Annotated in this window: 14 protein-coding genes and 1 pseudogene; 7 read left to right on the plus strand and 8 right to left on the minus strand. The window is 64.4% G+C overall.

Annotated features, from left to right (window positions below):
• Positions 1–57: 57 nt before the first annotated feature.
• On the minus strand, positions 58–924 hold the full coding sequence (locus P9272_RS06905) for a helix-turn-helix domain-containing protein (protein WP_128257895.1): 867 nt from the start codon (positions 922–924) through the stop codon (positions 58–60).
• A 106-nt stretch (positions 925–1,030) separates the two neighbouring features.
• Between P9272_RS06905 and P9272_RS06910 the strand changes: the two genes are divergently transcribed.
• The 5 genes from P9272_RS06910 to P9272_RS06930 are packed head-to-tail and all read left to right on the plus strand — an operon-like array spanning position 1,031 to position 7,249.
• Positions 1,031–2,299, plus strand: coding sequence for an ABC transporter substrate-binding protein (locus P9272_RS06910; RefSeq protein ID WP_278159929.1), 1,269 nt, complete (start codon positions 1,031–1,033; stop codon positions 2,297–2,299).
• 60 nt (positions 2,300–2,359) lie between these two features.
• Positions 2,360–3,220: a sugar ABC transporter permease gene (locus P9272_RS06915; protein ID WP_278159930.1), complete on the plus strand. Its 861-nt coding sequence runs from the start codon at positions 2,360–2,362 to the stop codon at positions 3,218–3,220.
• Positions 3,221–3,233: 13 nt separating this feature from the next.
• Entirely contained in the window at positions 3,234–4,070 is an 837-nt protein-coding gene (locus P9272_RS06920) for a carbohydrate ABC transporter permease (RefSeq protein WP_128257892.1), read from the plus strand.
• A gap of 11 nt (positions 4,071–4,081) precedes the next feature.
• The gene (gene ugpC / locus P9272_RS06925) at positions 4,082–5,167 is read left to right on the plus strand and encodes a sn-glycerol-3-phosphate ABC transporter ATP-binding protein UgpC (RefSeq protein WP_278159931.1); all 1,086 of its coding nucleotides are present in this window, start codon (positions 4,082–4,084) and stop codon (positions 5,165–5,167) included.
• Positions 5,168–5,221: 54 nt separating this feature from the next.
• Positions 5,222–7,249, plus strand: coding sequence for an aldo/keto reductase (locus P9272_RS06930; protein ID WP_278159932.1), 2,028 nt, complete (start codon positions 5,222–5,224; stop codon positions 7,247–7,249).
• A 210-nt stretch (positions 7,250–7,459) separates the two neighbouring features.
• On the opposite strand, the gene P9272_RS06935 is transcribed toward P9272_RS06930, so the two are convergent.
• Entirely contained in the window at positions 7,460–7,888 is a 429-nt protein-coding gene (locus P9272_RS06935) for an Lrp/AsnC family transcriptional regulator (protein ID WP_278159933.1), read from the minus strand.
• A 138-nt stretch (positions 7,889–8,026) separates the two neighbouring features.
• Here P9272_RS06935 and P9272_RS06940 point away from each other — a divergent pair, with 138 nt between their 5' ends.
• The gene (locus P9272_RS06940) at positions 8,027–9,130 is read left to right on the plus strand and encodes a saccharopine dehydrogenase family protein (RefSeq protein ID WP_278159934.1); all 1,104 of its coding nucleotides are present in this window, start codon (positions 8,027–8,029) and stop codon (positions 9,128–9,130) included.
• Positions 9,131–9,261: 131 nt separating this feature from the next.
• Here the strand turns inward: P9272_RS06940 and lpdA are convergent.
• The 4 genes and pseudogenes from lpdA to P9272_RS06960 form a co-directional block, all read right to left on the minus strand.
• Positions 9,262–10,657: pseudogene (gene lpdA / locus P9272_RS06945) on the minus strand (dihydrolipoyl dehydrogenase).
• Between the two features lie 294 nt (positions 10,658–10,951).
• Complete coding sequence (locus P9272_RS06950; RefSeq protein ID WP_278159935.1) at positions 10,952–12,262, minus strand: dihydrolipoamide acetyltransferase family protein; 1,311 nt, start codon at positions 12,260–12,262, stop codon at positions 10,952–10,954.
• Between the two features lie 14 nt (positions 12,263–12,276).
• Positions 12,277–13,290, minus strand: coding sequence for an alpha-ketoacid dehydrogenase subunit beta (locus P9272_RS06955; protein WP_128257885.1), 1,014 nt, complete (start codon positions 13,288–13,290; stop codon positions 12,277–12,279).
• A 2-nt stretch (positions 13,291–13,292) separates the two neighbouring features.
• Complete coding sequence (locus P9272_RS06960) at positions 13,293–14,525, minus strand: 3-methyl-2-oxobutanoate dehydrogenase (2-methylpropanoyl-transferring) subunit alpha (RefSeq protein WP_278159936.1); 1,233 nt, start codon at positions 14,523–14,525, stop codon at positions 13,293–13,295.
• Between the two features lie 326 nt (positions 14,526–14,851).
• Here P9272_RS06960 and holA point away from each other — a divergent pair, with 326 nt between their 5' ends.
• Positions 14,852–15,898 (plus strand): DNA polymerase III subunit delta, encoded by a 1,047-nt coding sequence (gene holA / locus P9272_RS06965; RefSeq protein WP_278160006.1) that lies wholly within the window; start codon positions 14,852–14,854, stop codon positions 15,896–15,898.
• Between the two features lie 434 nt (positions 15,899–16,332).
• Here holA and P9272_RS06970 read toward each other — a convergent pair whose 3' ends face one another.
• The gene (locus tag P9272_RS06970) at positions 16,333–17,226 is read right to left on the minus strand and encodes a ParB/RepB/Spo0J family partition protein (protein WP_278159937.1); all 894 of its coding nucleotides are present in this window, start codon (positions 17,224–17,226) and stop codon (positions 16,333–16,335) included.
• A gap of 66 nt (positions 17,227–17,292) precedes the next feature.
• Positions 17,293–18,090, minus strand: a complete 798-nt coding sequence (locus P9272_RS06975; RefSeq protein ID WP_278159938.1) for a ParA family protein — start codon at positions 18,088–18,090, stop codon at positions 17,293–17,295.
• Between the last annotated feature and the right edge of the window lie 14 nt (positions 18,091–18,104).

Raw genomic sequence — 18,104 nt, forward strand, 5'->3', positions numbered from 1 at the left:
CGGTAACCTCGGGTTTCTCCTCACCGGACATGGCAGCCGATCGCTCCCGAGGACTGGCTATTTGCTGCCCGCCCGGCGGAAGTCCGACGGCGACATGCCGGCGAGCTTGCGAAAGGATTTGTTGAAAGCGCTGAGCGAGCCGAAGCCCGAATCCATGGCGACCCTCAGCACATTGGCGTCCTCGTGCATCAACAACGCCTGCGCGTAGCTCAGGCGCAGCAGGTTGACATATTCGTTGAGCGTCATGCCGGTCGACTTCTTGAACAGGCTCATGGCGTATTTGGGATGGATGTCGGCGGCGGAAGCGATGTTCACGCAGTCGATATCGTAGAGAAAATTCTCGGCGATGAAATCGCACATGCGTCCGACATTGCGCGAGGACTGCTGGTCGAAGGGGCTGCCCGCCCCATGTCCGGCGGCGGTTACCGGAACCAGCCGGTAGGGCTCGAAACGTACCCGTTCGAGCCGAAGCAGCAGCTCGTTGACGGCATGTTCGGCCCTCGCCGCATCGCCCGAGCGCGCATAGTCGTTCCAGCGCTTGAAATTGTCGTTGTCGGATTGATCGGTGGCATTCGTCACCAGCGTCGCGCCGGTCATCAGCCGGTGCCTGACATCGGCCGGCAGATGCAGCCTGAAGAAATGCACCAGCGGCAGATGCGCGCCGGCATAGATGGCGTCGTCGGTCAGATCGTCCATCTGGTGCGGCAGCCCGCCCCAGAACAGGCACATCTCGCCGGCCGACAGCGAAATCTCGTGCTCGGCCATGCGGTAATGTACCGAGCCCTGGACGACGAAGTTCACTTCCACCTGCGCGTGCCAATGCGGCTTCAGCATAACCAGCGGGTGGTTGTGGAACATCTGCAGCATGAGAGGCAGGCCTTCGACGCTGCTCGCGCCAGGCTGGTAGAACGGACGCTCTGGCATCTTACTTTCCGCCAACTTCTTATTCCCTCTGACGAGGACAAGCCTTCCGCGCCGCATAATCTAGCCAGGCTCACGGTGAGAGAGCAAATGAAATGGGAGGATTTCAATGCGCATCACACTGACCTGCGCCGCGCTCGCGCTTGCCCTTGGTTCCGGCCCCGCTTTGGCGCAATCCGGCGAACTCACGATCTGGAGCTGGAACATCGCCGCCTCGTCGCTGAAGTCGACGGTCGAGGGCTTCAACAAGAAGTACCCCGACATCAAGGTCACGGTCCAAGACCTCGGCAACCAGCCGACCTACGACAAGTCGATCGCCGGCTGCGCCGCCGGTGGCGTCGGCCTGCCCGACATCGTCTCGATCGAGAATGGCGAGGCGGAAAACTACTGGAGCCAGTTCCCGGACTGCTTCGTCGACCTGCACACGCTGGGCTACACCGCCGACGACCAGAAGAAATTCCCCGATTTCAAGCGCACCGAGCTTGAGGTCGGCGACAAGGCCTATGCGATGCCCTGGGATTCCGGCCCGGTCGCTGTCTTCTATCGCCGCGACTTCTACGAGAAGGCCGGCGTCGATCCGGCTTCGATCAAGACCTGGGACGATTTCATCGCCGCCGGCAAGAAGATCCAGGCCGCCAATCCCGGCGTCTCGATGACCAACGCCGACTTCAACGGCGACACCGAATTTTTCCGCATGATCTCCAACGAGCAGGGCTGCGCCTATTTCGCCGAGGACGGCCTGTCGATCACCGTGGCCGAGCCGAAATGCGTCGACGCCATGACGAAGGTCAAGGAGATGAAGGACGCCGGTATCGTCTCTTCGGCCGACTGGTCGACCAAGATCACCAACAACACCGCCGGCACCGTCGCCAGCCAGGTCTATGGCGGCTGGTATGAAGGCACGATCCGCACCGAATCGCCGAAGGAAAGCGGCAAATGGGGCGTCTATCTGATGCCGAGCCTGACCGCCGACGGCCCGCGCGCCGCCAATCTCGGCGGCTCCTCCTTGGCCATCACTTCGGCCTCGAAGAACAAGGAAGCGGCCTACGCCTACCTGAAATACACGCTGGAGACGAAAGAGGGCCAGATCACCATGCTGAAGGATTTCGGCCTGGTGCCGTCGCTGGTCTCGGCGCTCGACGATCCATATGTCGCGCAGGGCCAGCCCTATTGGGGCGGCCAGGCGGTGTGGAAGGATATCCTCGCCACGCTGCCCAAGGTGGTGCCGAGCCGCGGCACTCAATTCCAGAGCGATGCCGAGATCATCGTCCGCGCCGTGCAGACCAAATATCTGGCCAACGGCTATCCCGACGCCAAAGCCGCGCTCGACGACGCCGCCAAGCAGATCGCCGCCGCGACGGGCCTGCCGGTGAAGTAGCGCCGCTTTCCCTTCTCCCCTTGTGGGAGAAGGGAAAGATAGAGGAAAGGAGGAAGCCGAATGCGCACGCAGAACGCCACCGCGTACCGCTTCCTCACGCCCTACCTTTTGATCTTCGCCATCTTCTGGATCTGGCCGATCATCTCCTCGTTCCTGATCTCCTTCCAGGCGACGCGCACCGTGCCTTGGCGTTTCGCGCCGGCCTTCAACTGGGGCCGCCTGATCGGCGACCCTGCCTTCTACAACGCGTTGAAGAACACGCTCTTGATCCTGGTCATCCAGGTGCCGGTGATGATCTCGCTGGCGATCGTCATGGCGGTGCTTCTGAACTCGCCGCTATTGAAGGCGCGCGGCCTCTACCGCTTCGCCTTCTTCGCTCCGGTCGTGGTTGGCGAGGTCGCCTATTCGGCCGTGTTCCGGCTGATGTTCAGCCTCGATTTCGGCATCGTGAACAAGCTCCTGGAGAGCGTCGGCCTCGCCAAGATCGACTGGTTCTCCAACGTCACGCCAGCCATGGCGCTGATCATGATCGCGGTCACCTGGCGCTGGGCCGGCTACAACGCCATCATCATCCTGGCCGGCCTGCAATCGATCCCCGAGGACGTCTACGAAGCGGCGACGCTCGACCGCGTCAGCAAGCTGAAGCAGTTCTTCCATATCACCTTGCCGCTGTTGAAGCCGGTCATCGTCTTTTGCGCCGTGCTGTCGATCATCGGCACCATGCAGCTTTTCACCGAGCCGTTCCTGATCACCGAGCGCGGCGGCCCCGGCGGCGGCACGGAGACGCTTGGGCTGCTGCTCTATCGCCAGGGTTTCCGGTCGCTCAATTTCGGCTACGCATCGGCCGTCGCCTACACCACGGCGGGCCTCGCCATCGCCATCACGCTGGTGCAGCTCTGGCTGACAAGAGAGCCGAAATGACGGGGGAGCCGAAATGACCTCGCGCTTGCAAAGACGGCTCGGCCGCAGCATCGCGCTGCATCTCTTCCTGACGCCGCTGGCGCTGGTCTGGCTGTTTCCGCTGTGGATGATGGTGGTGTTTTCCACCATGCCGGACAACGGCATATTCAGCCCCGGCATCGAGCTACTGCCGCACGACAATTTCCTCGACAATGTCGCCAACCTGCAGCGCGACACCAATTTCATTGGCGCCATCGGCATCTCGGTCTCGGTCGCGGTGACCTATACGATCCTTTCGGTGCTGCTCACCTCGATGGCCGGCTGGGCGCTGGCGCGCTATGAATTCCACGGCAAGGGCGCGGTCGTCGCGATCATCTTCGGCACCATCACGCTTCCCTATGCGGTGGTGCTCATCCCGCAATTCATCATGGTGGCGCGCGATTTCCAGCTCGCCAACACCTGGATCGCGCTGATCGTGCCGCCGCTGTTCAATTCGCTCGGCGTGCTGTTCATGCGTCAAGCCTTCTCGATGATGCCGGCAGAGCTGTTCGACGCGGCGCGCGTCGAAGGCGTGAAGGAATGGCGCATCTTCCTGTTCGTGGCGCTGCCGCTGGCCCGGCCGATGCTGGCGGCCCTGGCGATCATCCTCTTCCTCGCCTCGTGGAACAACTATCTCTGGCCGCTTTTGATCAACAGCCAGCCCGGCGCGATGACGGCGCCGGTGGCGCTCGGCACTTTGATCGGCCTCACCAAGGTTTCCTGGGGCGGCATCATGGCCGGCGCCGTGATGCTGACCGTGCCGATGCTCATCGTCTTCGTGCTGTTGCAGCGCCATTTCATCGCCGGCATCGCCGCCGGCGCGGTCAAGTAGAAAGGGGCGCGATGGCCGCCGTCACTCTCACCAATGTGGTCAAGCGCTTCGGTGTGTTCGAGATCGTCCACGGTGCCAATATCGACATCGCCGACGGCGAGTTCGTCGTCTTCGTCGGCCCGTCCGGCTGCGGCAAATCCACGCTGCTCCGGATGATCGCCGGGCTGGAGGACATCAGCGGCGGTAAGATCGCCATCGGCGGCAAGGTGATGAACGATGTCGAGGCGGCCGACCGCGGCATCGCCATGGTGTTCCAGTCCTATGCGCTCTACCCGCATATGACGGTGGAGCAGAACCTCTCCTTCGGTCTCCGGATGAATGGCAATCCGAAGGCCGATACCGAGCGCCGGGTGAAGCGCGCCGCCGAGATCCTGTGCATCGACGAATTGATGCAGCGCAGGCCGAAACAATTGTCCGGCGGCCAGCGCCAGCGCGTCGCTATCGGCCGCGCCATCGTGCGCGAACCGCAGGTCTTTCTCCTCGACGAACCGCTGTCCAATCTCGACGCCGAGCTCAGGGTCCAGATGCGGGTCGAGATCTCGCGCCTGCACAAGGAGTTGGGCGTCACCATGATCTATGTGACGCACGACCAGACCGAGGCGATGACGCTGGCAGACCGGATCGTGGTGCTGAAGGCCGGCAATGTCGAGCAGATCGGCGCGCCGCTCGACCTCTATGACGACCCGGCCAATCGTTTCGTAGCCGGCTTCATCGGCTCGCCCAAGATGAATTTCATCGGGGCCAAGGTCGTCGAGACGTCGAACAGCGCCATAATCATCGAACTCGTCAACCATGGCGGCGCCAGATTGCGCAAACCGCTCCGCGACGCCTTTCCCGCCATCGGCGCCGAAATCGTGCTCGGCGTCAGGCCGGAGCATTTCTTCGAGGCCGGCGAGGGCGATTGCGACATCCCGATCAAAGCCGATGTCACCGAGCATCTGGGCTCCGTGAGCTACGTCTATGCCAACGCCGGGCCTGAGGAGCTAATCGTCGAGCGCGAGGCCTCGCGCCAGCGCGCCGGCGGCGATCATTTCACGGTTTCGATCAAGGCCGAGCGTTCGCTGCTCTTCGACAAATCAGGTGCGAGGATTCGCTGACTTTCTTTTCCGCCCGATTCCCAAGCCGTGGCGGCGACCCATGGAGAATTCGACATGACATCTGCAAACATCCGCTGGGGCATCCTCGGGCCCGGCAGCATCGCCAAGTCGTTTGCCGGCGGCGTGGCGCAGTCGCGCACCGGCACGCTTGAGGCGCTCGGCGCCCGCAACCCCGCCAAGCCGCACCTGGCAGAGACTTTTCCGGGCGCCCGCATCCTCGACGGCTATGACGCGCTGCTTGCCGACAGGGACGTCGATGCCGTCTACATTTCGATCCCGCATCCCGGCCACGCCGAGTGGGCGATCAAGGCTGCCGAGGCCGGCAAGCATGTCTTATGCGAGAAGCCGCTGGCGCTCACCGCCTTCGAGGCGGACGCCATGATGCATGCGGCCCGCAAGGCCGGTACGTTCCTCGGCGAAGCCTTCATGTATCGGCTGCATCCGCAGACCCGGCAGCTGGTCGAGCTGATCAAATCCGGCGCGATCGGCGAGGTCCGCATGATCAAGTCCAGCTTCGGCTTCGCCATGCCGGGCCTCATGCCCGAGCACCGGCTCTACGCCAACGACCTCGCCGGCGGCGGCATCCTCGATGTCGGCGGCTATCCCGTGTCGATGGCGCGGCTGATCGCGGGCGCCGCGACCGGCCTGCCTTTTGCCGAGCCCGACAAGATCGTGGGAGCGGCCCATCTCGGCCAGTCCGGCGTCGACGAATGGACTTCCGCCTTGCTGCATTTCCCCGGCGGCATCGTCGCCGAGATCTCCTGCAGCATTTCGCTCGACCAGGACAATGTGCTGCGCATTTTCGGCAGCAATGGCCGGATCGAGGTACCCGATTTCTGGTTCGCCGGTGGCAACCGCGATGTCGGACCGGGCCGGATGGAAGTGATCCGGTCCGGGGCGGCTCGCGAGTTGATCAACCTTAACGAGACGCGTCACCTCTATTCCTTCGAGATCGATGCCGCGGGGGAAGCAATCCAGACAGGCAGGCAGGAATTCGCATGGCCGGGCATGTCCTGGGCCGACAGCCTCGGCACGTTGCGCGTCCTCGACAAGTGGCGCGCCGCCGTCGGGCTCGAATACGAGATCGAAAAGCCGGCTAAGCGGATCAACACACTCTCCGGCCGGCAGCTGCGTGCCGATGGCAAGACCATTGCCAAGCGCGCCATTCCCGGCCTGCCGAAACTGGTTTCGCTTCTGGCGCTCGGCTTCGAAGATTTCCGAACCTTCTCCTCCGGCTCGATCTTGCTCGACGCCTATTTCGAGGCCGGCGGCAATCTGTTCGACACCGGCTATGTCTATGGCGGCGGCTACACCGAGACGCTGCTCGGGCAATGGCTCACAAATCGCGGCGTGCGCGAGCAATCGGTCATCATCGCCAAGGGCGCGCATTCGCCGCTTTGCTATCCCGATGTCATCGCTAAACAGCTGGCGCAGTCGCTCGACCGGCTGCAGACCGACCATGTCGACATCTATTTCATGCACCGCGACAATCCGGACGTGCCGGTCGGCGAATTCGTCGACGCGATGGACGCGGAGGCCAAGGCCGGCCGCATCCGCGGCCTGTTCGGCGGCTCCAACTGGACGATGGAGCGCATGGACGAAGCGATCGCCTATGCCGAAAAGAACAGCAGGCAGAAGCCCGGCGCGCTCTCCAACAATTTCTCGCTGGCCGAAATGCTGGAGCCGATCTGGCCGGGCTGTATCACCTCATCCACGGACGCATGGAAAGCCTGGCTGGCGGCGCGGCAGATGCCGAACTTCGCCTGGTCGAGCCAGGGCCGCGGCTTCTTCACCGACCGCGCCGGCCGCGACCGGACCGACAATGAGGAGCTGGTGCGGGTCTGGTATTCGGAAAGGAATTTCGGCCGGCGCGACCGCGCCATCGAACTGGCGCGCAAGCTCGGCAGGAGCCCGATCCATGTCGCGCTGGCCTACGTGCTGGCACAGCCCTTCCCGTCGGTGCCGCTGATCGGCCCGCGCACGCTGGACGAGCTGGAGGACAGCCTCAAGGCGCTGGATATCAAGCTGACGCCGGAGGATGTGGCGTGGCTGAACGAGGGGGCGGACACGAGGAGGGCTTAGGGCTACGCTGAAGATTGGCGAAACCCGCCGTGACGGCCAATCTCCCCCCTTGCGGGGGAGATGCCTGGCAAGGCAGAGGGGGGTGCTGTCCCGCCAACCTCTCCAACCAGCTACCAGCTGAGGCAGTGTGACGACCTGGCCAAGGTAGCGTTCCGTCACACCCCCCTCTGGCCTGCCGGCCATCTCCCCCGCAAGGGGGAGATCGGCTAATCACCGATCCACCCGCGTCGACAAGATAATGGACGACGACGTCCGCTCCACGCCGTCCATCGCCCCGATCCGGTCGAGCAGCGCGTCGAGGTCGCGGATCGACGGCGCGTCGACGATGACGATCATGTCGAAATTGCCGCTCACCGAATGCACTGTCCTGACCGGTGGCATCGCCTCCAGGCTGCGCACCACCTTGTCGGCGAGCTTCGGCGTGACGGTAAGCAGCACATGCGCCTTGACCAGCCCATGCTCGTAATCGGGCGACAGCCTGACCCCATAGCCCGTGATGATGCCGCGCTGTTCCAGCCGCTCGATGCGGCTCTGCACCGTGGTGCGCGACACGCCGAGCTGGCGCGCGAGCTCGGCGGTCGAGGCGCGGGCGTTGGCGCGCAGGAGGGTAAGCAGGGCTTGTTCCGCTGCTGTGATCATTTCGACGAAATCCTTCGGCGGATTGCTTTAAATCCAGCTTCATATTGCCAGATTCCACGCTTCCTTTCGACAGGCAAGCTGCGAGGATTCCCGCCAAATCGAATTGGCCCAACTTGGAAATTGGCAGGGGAATTGATCATGAAGAACATCGTTGTCGTGGGGGCCGGCAAGATCGGCTCGACCATTGCCGAAATGCTGAGCGCCACCGGTGACTATCGCGTCACGCTCGTCGACCGCTCGGCCGCCCAGCTTGCCGCCGCCGAGCTGCCGGCCGGCATCGCGACGCAGGAGCTCGACATCGCCGCCGCCGGCAAACTGGAGAAGATCCTTGTCGGCAAATTCGCCGTGCTGAGCGCCGCGCCCTTCCACCTCACCGCACGCATCGCCGAGGCCGCCGCCGCCACCGGCGTGCATTATCTCGACCTGACCGAGGATGTCGTCTCGACCCGCCGGGTCAAGGAACTGGCGCGCGGGGCGAAAAACGCCTTCATCCCGCAATGCGGCCTGGCGCCGGGCTTCATCTCGATCGTCGCCAACGACCTCGCCAGCCGCTTCGACACGCTGGAAAGCGTGCGCATGCGCGTCGGCGCGCTGCCGCAATATCCGTCCAACGCGCTGAACTACAATCTCACCTGGAGCACGGACGGCGTCATCAACGAATATTGCGAGCCATGCGAGGCGATCGTCGAGGGTGAGCTGATCGAAGTGCCGCCGCTGGAGGAGCGCGAGGAATTCTCGCTCGACGGCGTTACCTACGAGGCCTTCAACACCTCCGGCGGCCTCGGCACTCTGGCCGAGACGCTCAAAGGCAAGGTGCGCACACTGAACTACCGCACCATCCGCTATCCCGGCCACGCCGCGATCATGAAGGCGCTGCTCAACGATCTCGGCTTGCGCCACCGCCGCGACGTGCTGAAGGACATTTTCGAAAGCGCCCTGCCGGCGACGCTGCAGGACGTGGTCATCGTCTTCGTCACCGTCTCGGGTCGCCGCAACGGCCGCCTGCTGCAGGAAACCTATGCCAACAAGATCTATTCGCAGCGTGTCGGCAACATCGTGCGCAGCGCCATCCAGATCACCACGGCTTCGGGCATCTGCGCCGTGCTCGACATGCTGTCCAACGGCTCGCTCCCGGCGAAGGGTTTTATCCGCCAGGAAGACATCGCGCTCGACACCTTCCTCGCCAACCGCTTCGGCCGCGCCTACGCCCAGCACGAGATGGTGAGCCGGCTGGCGAGCTGAGCTGGCTAATCTCCCCCCTTGAGGGAGATGTCGCCAAAGGCGACAGAGGGGGTCGCCACGCGTGAAGCGCTAACCTCCTCGCGAGGGGCGCTTTTCCTCTCCCCCCTCCGGAGGGAGAGGAAAAGGGGAGCTTATACATGCAGCGCGTGGCCCAGCGCCTTCAGCGCCGCTTCCTGAAAACCCTCGCCTTGCGTCGGATGCGCATGGATGGTCCCTGCGATATCCTCCAGCCGCGTGCCCATCTCCAGCGCCAGCCCGAACGCTGTCGCCAGTTCCGACACGCCTTGCCCGACCGCCTGGATACCCAGCACCAGGTGATTATCCGCGCGGGCCACGACCCGCACGAAACCGTCCTCGCCCTGTTTCGTCATCGCCCTGCCGTTGGCCGCGAAGGGAAACTGGCCGATCTTGATCTCGCCGGCGAGCGCCTTCGCGTCTTCCGGTGACAGGCCGGCGGTGACCAGCTCCGGATCGGTGAAGCAGATCGCGGGAATGGCGCGCTTGTCCCAGCTTCTTTTGTGGCCGGCGACGATCTCGGCCACCATCTCGCCCTGCGCCATCGCCCGATGCGCCAGCATCGGCTCGCCGGTGACGTCGCCGATGGCATAAATGCCGCGCATCGAGGTGCGGCACTGGTCGTCGATGCGGATGAACTTTCCAGCCCTGTCGAGGTCGATCTGCTCCAGCCCCCAACCTTCGGTGAGCGGCTTACGGCCGACCGTGACCAGGATCTTGTCGGCAGCGATCTTGGTACTCTTGCCGTCGACAGTCTCGACCAGCAGCGCGTCACCCTTGGTCGACAATCCCTTCGCCTTCGCTCCTGTCATCACCTCGACGCCGAGCTCGCCGAGCCGCTTCAGCACTGGCCTCGTGAGCTCGGCATCATATTGCGCCAGCACGCGCGGCAAAGCTTCGACTATCGCGACCTTGGCACCCATCCTGGCGAAAGCCATGCCGAGCTCGAGCCCGATATAGCCGCCGCCGACGACCGCGAGCTTCTTCGGCACTTCGGCGAGCGCCAGCGCTTCGGTCGACGAGATCACCGGACCGCCGAAAGGCAGGAACGGCAGCTCCACCGGCGCAGAGCCGGTAGCGATCACCACCGTTTCGGCACGGATGACTTGCGTCCCGATCTCGGTCTCGACCTCGACGGTCTTGCCGTCCCGGAACGTCGCCCAGCCTTGCACGGTTTTGACCTTGGCCTTTTTCAGCAATCCGGCCACGCCACTGTTAAGCCGGCTAACGATGCCGTCCTTCCAGGCGACGGTCTGGGCCAGCGAGCGTCGGCGCGGCGACCTTGATGCCCAGCGGATCCTTGCCGCCGGCCAAATGCGCGACCTTCTCGAACTCCTCCGCCGCATGAATCAGTGCCTTGGACGGGATGCAGCCGACATTGAGGCAGGTGCCACCCGGCTTGCCGGTTTCGACGATCACCGTATCGACGCCGAGTTGGCCGGCGCGGATGGCGCAGACATAACCGCCTGGGCCGGCGCCGATCACGAGCAGCTTGCAGGAGATTTCTTTCATTGGGTCCTCGTTGCAAGGCACGGGGATTTTGCCAAGCGGGCGCACGACGGCGAATATCCAGAGCCCAGGCGGAAACGACGGTGGTTAGCGGATGTCGTCCGAACTTCGTGATTCCAGGGCGAAGCAAGGAGCAAAGCGACGCGCGTAGACCCTGGAATCCATGCCGTGACGTTCGAGCGTTGTGACGGTGCAGAATTCTGCGCCGCTTCACCCTTTGCCGCCGGGCACGGCATGGATCCTCGGGTCAAGCCCGAGGATGACGAAGGCACGGGGGCAAGGTCTCTCTCCATCCCTTCAATCCACGAAAATCAGCGCCGGCGTTTCCAGCAGCGCCTTGATGCGCTGGACGAAAACCGCGGCATCCCAGCCGTCGATGACGCGATGATCGAAGCTGGACGACAGGTTCATCATCTTGCGCGGAATGAACTGCGTGCCGTCCCAGACCGGCCGCACCATCATCTTGTTGACGCCGACGATCGCCACTTCCGGATAGTTGATGACCGGCGTGGTCGCCACGCCGCCCGTGGCGCCGAGCGAGGTGATGGTGATGGTCGAGCCGGACAGCTCCTCGCGGCTCGCCGTGCCCGCCTTGGCCGCATCGGCAAGCCGGTTGACTTCCGCGGCACTATCCCAGAGATCTCGCGCTTCGGCATGTTTCACGACCGGCACCACGAGGCCGTTGGGCGTCTGCGCGGCGATGCCGATATGGATGCCTTCATGCTGATGGATAACGCCGGCCTCGTCGTCGAACAGCGCGTTGAGGTTGGGCTGCTCGGCGATCGCCTTGACCATCGCCCGCATCAGGAAGGGCAGCAGCGTCAGCTTGGGGCGATCCGCCCGCTTTTCCTTGTTCAGCGTCGCGCGCAATTCCTCCAATGCCGTGACGTCGATCTCCTCGACATAAGTGATGTGCGCGATGCGCGATTTGGCGAGCGCCATTTTCTCGGCGATCTTGCGCCTGAGCCCAACGACCTTGATGTCCTCGACACCGTCCTTCCGGGCAAGTCCGGTGGCTCGGGCGACCTGCGGGCCGCGTGCCACGAATGCATCGATGTCTTCATGGGTGATCCGCCCGGCCGGACCGCTGCCCGGAACCTGGCGCAGATCGACGCCGGCTTCCTTCGCGCGCAGGCGGACGGCCGGCGAGGCCAGCGGCTTCTCGCCCTCCGCGCGCGGCGCGCCGGAGCTGGAGGCAGGGCGCGCGGCCTTCGGCGCGGCGGCCGGCGAAACCTTGGCCGGCGGATCGGCTGGCTTCGGCGCCACTTTCGGTGCGGCCGGCGCCGGCGCCGGTTTTGCCTCGGCCGGTGCGGCCGGCGCTTTCACCTCGGAGGCCGCCTCGGCGGCGGCCTTCACATTGCCTTCGCCGGCCACCTTCAGCCGCACGATCGGCGAGCCGATCGCCACCGTGTCGCCGATCTCGGCGCCGAGCCACAGGATCTCGCCGTCGACCGGCGACGGGATCTCGACCGTTGCCTTGTCGGTCATGACGGCGGCGAGAACCGCGTCCTCGCGCACGAGGTCGCCGACCTTGACATGCCACTCGACAAGCTCGGCCTCGGCGACGCCTTCGCCGACATCGGGAAGCTTGATGACGTGTTCGCCCATCTCAGGTTTTCCCCTCACGCTTCCAGTGTCTCGATCAGGGCGCGGCCGACCCGAGCAGGGCCTGGGAAATAGTCCCATTCCTGGGCATGCGGATAAGGCGTGTCCCACCCGGCGACCCGCGCGACGGGCGCTTCCAAATGGTAGAAGCAGTTCTCCTGCACCAGCGAGACCAGCTCGGCGCCGAAGCCGGAAGTCAGCGTCGCCTCGTGCACGACGACGCAGCGTCCGGTCTTCTTCACCGAATTCACGATTGTGTCGAGGTCGAGCGGCAGCAGCGTCCTGAGATCGAGCACCTCGGCATCGATGCCGGTCTCCTCGGCCGCGGCCTGCGCGACATAGACCATCGTGCCGTAGGCGAGCACCGTGACCGCCGATCCAGACCGGCGGATCGCCGCCTTGCCGAGCGCGATCGTGTAATGGCCGTCGGCGACCTCGCCGAGCTCATGCTTCGACCATGGCGTCACCGGCTTGTCGTGATGGCCGTCGAACGGGCCGTTGTAAAGCCGCTTCGGCTCGAGGAAGATCACCGGGTCCGGATCCTCGATCGCCGCGATCAGCAACCCCTTCGCGTCGTGCGGATTGGAGGGCACGATCACCTTCAGGCCGGAGACATGGGTGAACAGCGCTTCCGGGCTCTGGCTGTGTGTCTGGCCGCCGAAGATGCCGCCGCCGGTCGGCATGCGCACCACGATCGGGCAGGTGAAGTCGCCGTTCGAACGGTAACGCAGCCGCGCCGCCTCCGACACGATCTGATCGTAAGCTGGATAAACATAGTCGGCAAATTGCACCTCGACGCATGGCCGCAGCCCATAAGCTGCCATGCCGATGGCCGAGCCGACAATGCCGGATTCGCTGATTGGCGCGTCGAAGCAGCGGCTCTTGCCGTATTTGGCCTGCAGGCCTTGCGTGGCGCGGAAGACGCCGCCGAAGAAACCGACATCCTCGCCATAGACGATGACTTGGCTGTCGCGCCCCATCGAAACGTCGAGCGCATCGCGGATCGCCTCGATCATGGTCTTTCTGGGCATGGTCAGACCCCCGCCTGCTGGCGCTGGCGCCTGAGATGCGGCGGCATCTCGGCATAGACGCCCTCGAACATGTCGCGCGTCGACGGCTTGCCGCCGGCATGCAGCGTGCCGTGGCTCTCGGCCTCCTTCTGCGCCGCGATCACCGTTTCGAGGATCTCGGCTTCTGCCTGGGTGTGGCGATCCTCGGACCAGACGCCGTTATGGATCAGGTGGTTCTTCAGCCGGATCACCGGATCGCCGAGCGGCCAGGCGTCGGATTCGGCCTTTGGCCGGTAGGCCGACGGATCGTCAGACGTCGAATGCGCGCCGACGCGGTAGGTGACGTATTCGACCAGTGTCGGCCCGAGATTTCGGCGCGCCCGCTCGACCGCCCATTTTGCCACCGCATGGACGGCGAGATAGTCGTTGCCGTCGACGCGCAGCGAAGGAATGCCGAAGCCGAGCCCGCGCGCGGCAAACGTGCCGGAGCCGCCGCGCGCGATGCCCTGGAAGGTCGAGATTGCCCACTGGTTGTTGACGACGTTGAGCACGACAGGAGCCTTGTAGGTCGAGGCGAAGACCAGCGCCGCATGAAAATCGGACTCCGCCGTCGAGCCGTCGCCGATCCAGGCGGCGGCAATGCGTGAGTCATTGGAGATCGCCGAGGCCATCGCCCAGCCGACCGCCTGGATATATTGCGTCGCCAGATTGCCCGAGATCGAGAAGAAGCCGTGCTCCTTCGAGGAATACATGACCGGCAGCTGGCGGCCCTTCAGCGGATCGGCCTCGTTGGAATAGATCTGGTTCATCATCGAGACCATCGGATACCCGTCGGCGATCAGCAAACCTGCCTGTCGATAAGTCGGGAAGTTCATGTCCCCCGGCTGAAGCGCCTTGCGGAAAGCGCAGCTCACGGCCTCTTCGCCGAGATGCTGCATGTAGAAGGAGGTCTTGCCCTGGCGCTGCGCCATCTGCATGCGCGCGTCGAAGGTCCGAAGCGTCATCATATGGCGCAGGCCTTCGAGCAGTTCCTGGTCGCTGAGCAGCCCCGCCCACGGCCCGACGGCTTCGCCGGCTCGGTTCAGCACGCGGATGATGGAGAACGCCATGTCACGGATGGTGCGCGGATCGACGTCGATCTCCGGACGCGGCACCGAGCCGGCCTTCGGGATGGTCACATTCGAGAAGTCGGGTGTGCCGCCGGGCCGCACCTCGGGCTCGGGCACATGAAAGCGCAACATTCCAGCATCGGCCATGAGCTCAGGTCCTCCAATGTTGCCGGTGCGATCTTTGCACATCCGCGCCGCCACACCAGTGCCAATTCGCCGGGTCTGGGCACGGCCTTCCTCCCCGGCGCCGGCCTCGGCACCGGATGTGGCGCGCAGGCTCAAGATGCAGATATGGCAACGAAATTTCTTGTCGATGTTTTCGCCCAGCGCGCAATTTGGCGGAAGTTTACGGGGCGATTGCCGCCAGAAAAGGCAAATGGAGGCCGGGGCCGGGCGCGGTCTTGCCCTTCTCCCCTTGTGGAGATGGTGGAGACTCTGGTTCCTTGACCCCGCCCCGTGCTAACTCACCCGGCATGGCACAGAAGAAAGGTTACGAGGTCGATTCGTGGCTGGCGAGGCCCGATCCCTCCATGGGAATCGTCCTGCTTTACGGCCCCGACCGCGGCCTTGTCGCCGAGCGGGCAAAAACCTTCGCGGCAAAGACCGGCTTGCCTCTGGATGACCCGTTCTCGGTGGTCAAGCTGGATGGCGCGGAGGTCGACCGCGACGGGGGCCGGCTGCTCGACGAGGCCCGCACCGTGCCGATGTTCTCCGACCGGCGGCTGCTTTGGGTGCGCAATGCCAGCGGCCAGAAGGCGCTGGCCGACGACATCAAGGCGCTGACTTGCGAGCCGGCCAAGGATGCGATCATCCTCATCGAGGCCGGCGACCTGAAGAAAGGTACGGGCCTCAGGGCCATCGTCGAGGCCGCCGGCAACGCGATCGCTCTGCCCTGCTATGCCGACGAAGCGCGCGACCTGGACTCGGTGATCGACGACGAATTGCGCAAGGCCGGCATGTCGATGACGCTGGACGCCAGGCAGGCGCTGCGCCGCAATCTCGGCGGCGACCGCCTTGCCTCGCGCGGCGAGATCGAGAAGCTGGTGCTTTATGCGCATGGCCGCAAGGAGATCGACATCGAGGACATCAACGCGCTGTCAGGCGACGTCTCCGGCGCTTCCTTCGAAGACGCAGTCGATGCCATGCTGGACGGCAAGGTCAGTGATTTCGACGTCGCCTTCACCCGTCATTGCCAGTCCGGCGGTCATCCTTTCCTTGTGCTGTCCTCAGCGATGCGGCAATTGCAGGCAATCCAGGCGATGCGCGGCCAGATGGAGAGCGGCGGCCGCAACGCCGCCTCGGTCGTCGCCGGCGCCCGCCCGCCGGTCTTCTTCTCCCGCCGCAAGCTGGTGGAAAAGACGCTGGAGCGTTGGAATGTCGAGGCGCTCGGCCGCGCGCTGGCACGGCTGCAGACAGCCGTGCTGCAGACCCGCAAACGGCCCGATCTGGCGGAAGCGCTGGCACGGCAGGCGCTGCTCGGCATTGCCATCGAAAGCGCGAGGCTGGGCCAGCGCGGCTAGTCTCCGCGCCATTACAGCGCCGCGATCGGGAAAAATCGCGGCTTCGCCGATCTCTCCCCAATGGCGAGATGCCCGCAAACGGCGAAGGAGCGCCGCCGGCCCTCATCGTCATCTTAGGCCGAAGCAAGGAGCGGAGCGAGGCGTCGCAGACCCTAGGATCATGCCGTTACGCTAAGGCGTTGCAACGGTTCAGAATTCTGATGGCCGTATTCCATGGCACGGTCACGGCGTGCATTCTCGGGTCAAGCCCGAGGATGGCGAGGCGCACGGCCTGCGTGGATCGTTCTCTACGCATCGCGGTCGCCTTCAGCAGTCGCCAACAAGAAAGGGCCGGCACATCGCCAGCCCATCGTTGTCTATCACCGATATATCAGCCGTATCCAGCCTTGAGCCGAACCCTCAGCTACCGCCAAATATGGTTACGCCCCAGCCGCCTACCGCTCGTCCTTGAGGCGCCGGCAGAGCTCGTCGAGCTGCTCCAGCGAGCGGTAAGCGACGCGCAGCGTGCCGCCCTTGCCCTTGTGCTCGATGCCGACGATCATCCCGAGCGTGTCGGTCATCAGCTTCTCGAGCGCCAGCGTGTCGGGATCCTTTTCGTGCGTGCCAGGCGAGGACTTCGCCTTGGTCGGCGTCGGCCCGGCGGGCATCTGCGCCAGCGCTTCGGCCTGGCGCACCGAAAGCCCCTCCTTGACGATGCGCTTGGCAAGCCCGGCCGGGTTTTCGGCGGTCACCAGCGTGCGGGCATGACCGGCCGACAGGTCGCCGTCGACCAGCATCGAGTGGATGACGGGGGGTAGCTTGAGCAGACGCAGCGTGTTCGCCACATGGCTGCGGCTCTTGCCGATGACCTGGCCGAGATCGGCCTGGGTGTAGCCGTGCTCGTCGATGAGTTGCTGGTAGCCTTGCGCTTCTTCGACCGGGTTGAGGTCGGCGCGCTGCACGTTTTCGATGATCGCCAGCTCAAGGGCGGTGCGGTCGTTGACGTCGCGCACAATGATCGGAATCTCGGTCAGGCCGGCGCGCTGCGCCGCCCTCCAGCGCCGCTCGCCGGCGATGATCTCGTAGCGGCCGGGCTTCGACGGCGAGGGGCGCGCCACCACCGGCTGCACCACGCCATGCTCGCGGATCGATTGGGCAAGGTCGGTCAGTTCGGCATCGCCGAAATGCCGACGCGGGTTTTTCGGGTTCGGGCTGACGAATTCGATCGGTACCTTGCCGTCGGCCGCCACGACCGCGCTCGGCTTTTCCGGCGCCGCCGGACGGTCGATCTCGCCGATCAGCGCCGCGAGGCCACGGCCCAGTCTTTTTCTCGATTGGTCTTCGCTCATTATAATATCCAGATCGTTTCGGAATCGAATCGGCTGATTAACCAAGTCTGACGGCGGATTGCCGGCTCATGCGGCGCGCAGCTTGCGCTCGCGGCGGATGACCTCGGAGGCGAGCTGCAGATAGGCCTGGCTCCCTGAGCATTTCAGGTCATACAGGATCGCCGGCTTGCCATAGGACGGCGCTTCCGAGACCCGCACATTGCGTGGGATGATCGTTTCATAGACCTTGTCGCCCATGTGCGTGCGCACATCCTGCACCACCTGGTTGGCGAGGTTGTTGCGCCCGTCATACATGGTAAGCACGATGCCCTGGATGGTAAGGTCCGGATTGATCGTGTTGCGGACCTGCTCGACCGTTTCCAGCAACTGACTGAGACCTTCGAGCGCGAAGAACTCGCATTGCAGCGGCACGAGAACGGAATCGGCTGCCGCCATTGAATTCAAAGTCAAAAGATTGAGCGAGGGCGGGCAGTCGATCAGCACATAGCCGAATGGCGCCGAGCGTGCAGCTGCGGCGCGCAGCGCGTTGCGCAGCCTGAGCACGCGGTCTGGCGCCGAGGCGATCTCCATCTCGATGCCGAGCAGGTCGAGCGTAGAGGGCACGATGGATAGGCCCGGCACCGCCGTCGGCACGGCAGCCGCTTCCAGATCGAGCTCGCCGGTGAGCACGTCATAGGACGACACGGTGCGGTCCTTGCGGTCAATGCCGAGCCCGGTGCTGGCATTGCCCTGCGGATCGAGGTCGACAATCAGCACGCGTTCGCCGATCGCGGCCAGCGCCGTGGCCAGGTTGATGGCCGTCGTCGTCTTGCCGACACCGCCCTTCTGGTTGGCGACAGTGATGATACGCGGTGCTGTGCTCATGGGCCTATGCCAGT

Source organism: Mesorhizobium sp. WSM4976 (assembly GCF_029625685.1).
GTDB lineage: Bacteria > Pseudomonadota > Alphaproteobacteria > Rhizobiales > Rhizobiaceae > Mesorhizobium.